Here is a 6,102-nt window from a genome sequence, read left to right as displayed (position 1 = left end):
CCCGCCCGCGCCCGCGGGCTCGCCCTGCCCGACGCGGAGGAGTTCACCGCCACGCCGGGCCGCGGGGTGACGGCCCGGATCGGCGGCCGCACGGTGGAGGTCGGCCGGACGGAGCCCACCGGCACGACGCCGCCCGCCGCTGGGCGCGGGGCGGACGCCGGACGTTCCACCGCCGCCGCGAGCGCCGACGACGGCGCGACGGCTGTACGGGTCACCTGTGACGGCGGCGCTCGTTCGGTGTCGTCTGCCGTGGGGCGCGGGGTGGATGCCGGGGGTTCCGCCGCCGACGCGAGCGCCGACGATGACGCGACGGCTGTACGGGTCACCTGTGACGGCGCCGCTCGTTCGGTGTCGTCTGCCGTGGGGCGCGGGGTGGATGCCGGACGTTCCACCGCCGCCGCGACCGCCGACGACGGCGCGACGACCGTACGGGTCACCCGTGACGGCACCCCCGTCGGCACCCTCGTCCTCAGCGACCGTCTGCGCGCCGACGCCGCCTCCGCCACCGCCGCGCTCACCGCCCTCACCGGCACCGCCCCGGCCCTGCTCACCGGCGACAACGCCCGCGCCGCCGCCCGGGTCGCCGACGCCACCGGGCTCACCGACGTCCGCGCCGACCTGCTGCCCGAGGACAAGGTCACCGCCGTACGCGCCCTCCAGGACGGCGGGCGCGCGGTGCTCTTCGTCGGTGACGGCGTCAACGACGCGCCCGCCCTCGCCGCCGCGCACGCCGGTGTCGCCATGGGCAGGGCCGGCTCCGACCTGGCCCTGGAGACGGCCGACGCGGTGATCGTCCGCGACGAGCTGACCGCCGTACCTGCCGTCGTCCGCCTCTCCCGCACCGCCCAGCGGCTGGTCCGCCAGAACCTGGTGATCGCGGGGACCTTCATCACCGTCCTGGTCCTGTGGGACCTGATCGGACACCTGCCCCTGCCGCTCGGCGTCGCCGGGCACGAGGGGTCGACCGTACTGGTCGGGCTCAACGGACTGCGGCTGCTGCGCGAGTCCGCCTGGCGCTCCGGCACCGCACGCGAGGGCTGAGGCCCATGTCGCATTCCCGCCAGCCCGGCCGCCGCCGGTCGACCATGCTGGACCCATGCAGACGGGTATGCACACCGACACCGAACACTGCCTCAGGGCCGTGCGGTCCAAGGACGCGCGGTTCGACGGCTGGTTCTTCACCGCCGTCCTGACCACCGGCATCTACTGCCGGCCGAGCTGCCCGGTGGTGCCGCCCAAGCCGGCGAACATGACCTTCCACCCGAGCGCGGCGGCCTGCCAGCAGGCGGGCTTCCGCGCCTGCAAACGCTGCCGCCCCGACACCAGCCCCGGCTCCCCGGAGTGGAACCAGCGGGCCGACCTCACCGCCCGCGCCATGCGCCTGATCGCCGACGGCGTCGTCGACCGCGACGGCGTCCCCGGTCTCGCCGCCCGGCTCGGCTACAGCACCCGGCAGATCGAACGGCAGCTCCTCGCCGAACTCGGCGCGGGCCCCCTCGCCCTGGCCCGCGCCCAGCGCGCCCAGACCGCCCGGCTGCTGATCGAGACGACCGCGCTGCCCATGGCCGACCTCGCCTTCGCGGCCGGCTTCGGCTCCGTGCGCACCTTCAACGAGACCGTCCGCGAGGTCTTCGCCCTCAGCCCCGGCGAACTGCGCGCCCGCGCGCCGAAGGACCGCGCCGCCCCGGCCGCGCCCGGCACCCTCACCCTGCGGCTGCCGTTCCGCGTGCCCCTCAACCCCGACAACCTCTTCGGCCACCTCGCCGCCACCGCCGTCCCCGGGGTGGAGGAGTGGCGGCCGCACTGCCTCACCGGGGCGGGCGGCACGCCGGTCGGCGCCTACCGGCGCACCCTGCGCCTGCCGGGCGGCCACGGCATCGTCGCCCTCGCGCCCACCCCCGGCCACATCGCCTGCCGCCTCACCCTCAGCGACCTGCGCGACCTGCCCGTCGCCATCAGCCGCTGCCGGCGCCTCCTCGACCTGGACGCCGACCCGGCCGCCGTCGACGCCCGGCTCCGCACGGACCCGGTCCTCGCGCCGCTCGTCGACAAGGCCCCCGGCCGCCGCGTGCCGCGCACCGTCGACGAGGCCGAGTTCGCCGTCCGGGCCGTCCTCGGGCAGCAGGTCTCCACGGCCGCCGCCCGCACCCACGCGGCCCGCCTGGTCACCGCGCACGGCGAACCGGTCGACGACCCCGAGGGCGGCCTCACCCACCTCTTCCCGACCCCCGAGGCCCTCGCCGAGGCGGACCCGGAGCGCCTCGCCATGCCCCGCACCCGCCGGACCACCCTCACCACCCTGATCCGGCATCTCGCCGACGGCTCGCTCACCCTCGGCGTCGACAGCGACTGGGCCCGCGCCCGCGCACAGCTCCTCGCCCTGCCCGGCTTCGGACCCTGGACCGCCGACGTCATCGCCCTGCGCGCCCTCGGCGACCCCGACGCCTTCCTCCCCACCGACCTCGGTGTCCGCCGCGCCGCCCGCGCGCTGGGCCTGCCCTCGACCCCGGCCGCGCTCACCGCCCGCGCGGCCGACTGGCGGCCCTGGCGGGCGTACGCCGTCCAGTATCTGTGGGCGACCGACGACCACCCGATCAACTTCCTGCCCGCGTGAGGACGCCCGACGATGCGACAGCACACCCTGACCGACAGCCCCTACGGACCCCTCACCCTCGTCGCCGAGGACGGCGTCCTGTGCGGCCTGTACATGACCGACCAGCGCCACCGGCCGCCCGAGGAGACCTTCGGCGTCCGCGACGGCACCCCGTTCGGCGCCGCCCTGGACCAGCTCGACGCCTACTTCGCCGGTGACCTGAAGGAGTTCACCCTCGATCTGCGCCTGCCGGGCACCCCGTTCCAGCGGCGCGTCTGGGACCGGCTGCGCACCATCCCGTACGGGGAGACCCGCACCTACGGCGAACTCGCCGCCGACCTCGGCAACCCGGCCGCCTCCCGCGCGGTCGGCCTCGCCAACGGGCGCAACCCCGTCGGCATCGTCGTCCCCTGCCACCGCGTCATCGGCGCGAGCGGCGGCCTGACCGGGTACGGCGGCGGCCTCGACCGCAAACGGCGCCTGCTGGACTTCGAGCGGGGCCGGGACACCGACGGCCTTTTCTGAGCCCGTTCTCCTCCAGGCCCGTTCTCCTCCGGGCCCGTTCTCCGCTAGACCCGTTCCCCGGCGCCGCGCTCCACACAGAACTCGTTGCCCTCGGGGTCGGTGAGCACGGCCCACCCGGTGCCGTCGGCATTGCGCCGGTCGTCGACCAGGGACGCCCCGAGGCCCAGCAGCCGCTCGACCTCCTCGTCCCGGGTGCCGTCCTGCGGCTGGAGGTCCAGGTGCAGCCGGTTGCGGACGGCTGACTTGCGGTCGGGCACGGTGACGAAGAGCAGCCCGGCGCCCTCGATGAGGACCTCCGGGTCACCCGGACGGTCGTCCTCCTGCAAGGGCCGGCCGAGGACGCGGGACCAGAAACTGCCCAGCGCGTAGGCGTCGTTGCTGCTGATGGTGGTGTGGCGGATCGCTGAGGTCATGGAAGGGAGTGTGGACCACCCGCCGACCGCGCGCCCCGCCTTTTCCACCGCCCGCCCCGCCTTCTTCACCGCGCCGGGCGGTCCACCCGCGCCCCGTTCTCCAGCTCCGCGGTGACCGACCCCTCCTCCAGCGCGTCCAGCGCGGCGAGGACCCGACCGTGCAGCGCTCCGAGGAGGAAGCCGGACAGCTCCGCGCGCGGCACAAGACGCCAGGAGAGCAGCTCCTCCTCCTGGAGCCGGATGCCCCCGAGGTCGTCGTCGGAGAGCACCCCGCCGTCGTAGAGGTACGCCACCACCGGCGGCCGGCCCGTCCCGCGCACCCAGTCCACCGCGAGCAGCCGGCCCGGCACCACGTCGAGCCCGATCTCCTCCAGCGTCTCGCGCCGCGCGCCCTCCCGGGGCGTCTCCCCGTCGTCGGACTCGATGGTCCCGCCCGGCAGCGCCCACCCCTCGCGATAGTTCGGCTCGACGAGCAGCACCCGCCCCTCCCCGTCCCGGAACAGAGCGGCGGCACCGGCGAGGACACGGGGGAGGCCGGCGATGTACGTGGCGTAGTCAAGAGTGGTCACCACGGAAGCCTAACCAGCGGGGACGTACGGCATTCCGGTCTCCGCCAGCCGCACCGTCCGCTGTGCCAGTTCACTGATCCGTACCCCGTCGAAGCCGAACACCGCGCTGCGGACCGTGTCCCGCAGGGGCTCCGTCCACCGCGCGGGGATCGCCGCGGCGCCCGCGAACACCCCGGCCACCGAGCCCGCCGTCGCGCCGTTGGAGTCGGTGTCCAGGCCGCCGCGCACGGTCAGCGCGACCGTGCGGGTGAAGTCGCCCTCGCCGTACAGCAGTCCGGCGGTGAGGACGGCGGCGTTCGGCACGACGTGGATCCAGCCGAGCCCGGCGGTCTCGGCGGACAGGGTGGCGAGGGTGTCCTCCCAGCCGACGCCCGCCTCGTACAGCGACACGACCCGCCGCACGGTACGGGCGAGGCGGCTGCCCGCCGGGACGACGGTCAGCGCCTCCGTGACGGCGAGCCGCGCACCCGGCGCGGTGAACGCCGCCGAGACCAGCGCCGCCGCCCACATCGCGCCGTACACGCCGTTGCCCGTGTGCGACAGCACCGCGTCCCGCCGGGCGGCGAGCGCGGCGCGGCGCGGATCGCCGGGACTGGTCCAGCCGTGCACGTCGGCGCGGATCAGCGCCCCGATCCAGTCCTGGTAGGGGTTGTCGTAGGTGGCCGTGAGCGGCGGCCGCAGTCCGTTCGCCAGGTTCCGGTACGCGGCCCGTTCCGCCGTGAACGTCTGGAGGTACGGCAGCCGCCGCAGCCACAGATCCCCGACCTGCTCGGTGCTGAACCCGAAGCCGTACGTCTCCAGGAGGTCCAGGCCGAGCACCGCGTAGTCGATGTCGTCGTCCCGGCAGCTGCCGTCGATGCGGCCCCGTACGCAGGAGCGCCACTCCGGGCGCAGGCCGGCGCGGTCGGCCTCGTCGGCAGGCTCCGGCAGGTAGTCGGTGAGCGGGAGGGCGCCGGCCCGCCGCAGGTAGCCGTCGATGCGCTCGCGCGTCCACACCTCGCCGTGCTCCACCGGTTTGCCGAGCATGTTGCCCGCGATCCGGCCGAGCCAGCCCCCGAGGACGCGGTCGGCGAGTTCCGGGCCCTTGCACACAACAGACATGCGTGGTCCCTACCCGTTCCGGGGCCGTTCCAGGGACCGGTCGGGGGCATGACGGCGAGGGGGCGCTGCGGTTAAGGTCGCAGCGGCGCGACTGCCTTGACGTGCGCAAGGCCCGAGAAGAGCAAGGGGAGAGCAAGGTGGCTGACGCTGCTGTGGACGGGACCCGGCGGGTCCTCGTCGCCGCGGACAAGTTCAAGGGGTCGCTGACGGCCGTCGAGGTCGCCGAGCGGGTGACGGCCGGGCTCCGGCGCGTCGTGCCCGGGGTGCGGGTCGAGGCGCTGCCGGTAGCCGACGGCGGGGACGGCACGGTGGCCGCCGCGGTCGCCGCCGGTTTCGAACGCCGGGAGATACGCGTCGCCGGACCGCTGGGCGCGGAGGTGACGGCGGCGTTCGCGCTGCGGGAGACCACCGCGGTCGTGGAGATGGCCGAGGCGAGCGGCCTGCAACGGCTGCCGTCCGGGGTGTTCGCCCCGCTCACGGCCTCCACGTACGGCTCCGGGGAACTGTTGCTGGCCGCCCTCGACGCGGGAGCCCGGACCGTCGTGTTCGGTGTCGGCGGCAGCGCCACCACCGACGGCGGCGCCGGCATGCTGTCGGCGCTGGGCGCGCGGTTCCTGGACGCGGACGGGGAGCCGGTGGCCCCCGGCGGGGGCGGCCTCGCCGGGCTCGCCTCGGCCGACCTCTCCGGCCTCGACCCGCGCCTGTCCGCCGTCGAACTGGTCCTCGCCAGCGACGTCGACAACCCGCTGACCGGCCCGAAGGGCGCCCCCGCCGTGTACGGCCCGCAGAAGGGCGCCTCGCCGGACGACGTCGCGACCCTGGACGCCGCGCTCGCCCACTTCGCCGAGGTGCTGGAGGGCGCCGTGGGCGCGCGGGCCGCCGAGCACGCCGCCGCGCCCGG

7 protein-coding genes are annotated in these 6,102 nt (G+C 75.8%); 4 read left to right on the top strand and 3 right to left on the bottom strand.

Annotated elements, in window-relative coordinates; all coding sequences use genetic code 11:
• The 3 genes from UW392_RS34315 to UW392_RS34305 form a co-directional block, all read left to right on the top strand.
• The coding region (locus UW392_RS34315) for an HAD-IC family P-type ATPase (protein WP_320779111.1) at positions 1-1,041 on the top strand (1,041 nt) is incomplete at its 5' end.
• Positions 1,042-1,096: 55 nt separating this feature from the next.
• Positions 1,097-2,614: an AlkA N-terminal domain-containing protein gene (locus UW392_RS34310; protein WP_320779110.1), complete on the top strand. Its 1,518-nt coding sequence runs from the start codon at positions 1,097-1,099 to the stop codon at positions 2,612-2,614.
• 12 nt (positions 2,615-2,626) lie between these two features.
• Entirely contained in the window at positions 2,627-3,118 is a 492-nt protein-coding gene (locus UW392_RS34305; RefSeq protein WP_320779109.1) for a methylated-DNA--[protein]-cysteine S-methyltransferase, read from the top strand.
• A gap of 44 nt (positions 3,119-3,162) precedes the next feature.
• Here UW392_RS34305 and UW392_RS34300 read toward each other — a convergent pair whose 3' ends face one another.
• From UW392_RS34300 to UW392_RS34290, 3 genes are all read right to left on the bottom strand, one after another.
• Positions 3,163-3,531: a VOC family protein gene (locus UW392_RS34300; protein ID WP_320779108.1), complete on the bottom strand. Its 369-nt coding sequence runs from the start codon at positions 3,529-3,531 to the stop codon at positions 3,163-3,165.
• A gap of 65 nt (positions 3,532-3,596) precedes the next feature.
• Positions 3,597-4,100 carry an NUDIX hydrolase gene (locus tag UW392_RS34295; RefSeq protein WP_320779107.1) on the bottom strand — a complete coding sequence of 168 codons (504 nt, stop codon included), beginning with the start codon at positions 4,098-4,100 and terminating at the stop codon, positions 3,597-3,599.
• Between the two features lie 9 nt (positions 4,101-4,109).
• Positions 4,110-5,201, bottom strand: a complete 1,092-nt coding sequence (locus UW392_RS34290) for an ADP-ribosylglycohydrolase family protein (RefSeq protein WP_320779106.1) — start codon at positions 5,199-5,201, stop codon at positions 4,110-4,112.
• A gap of 152 nt (positions 5,202-5,353) precedes the next feature.
• On the opposite strand from UW392_RS34290, the gene UW392_RS34285 reads away from it, so the two are divergent.
• A partial coding sequence (locus tag UW392_RS34285) for a glycerate kinase (RefSeq protein WP_320779112.1) occupies positions 5,354-6,102 on the top strand: 749 nt, incomplete at its 3' end.

The organism is Streptomyces sp. CRN 30, assembly GCF_034105845.1.
This window is presented reverse-complemented; position numbering and strand designations above follow the sequence as displayed.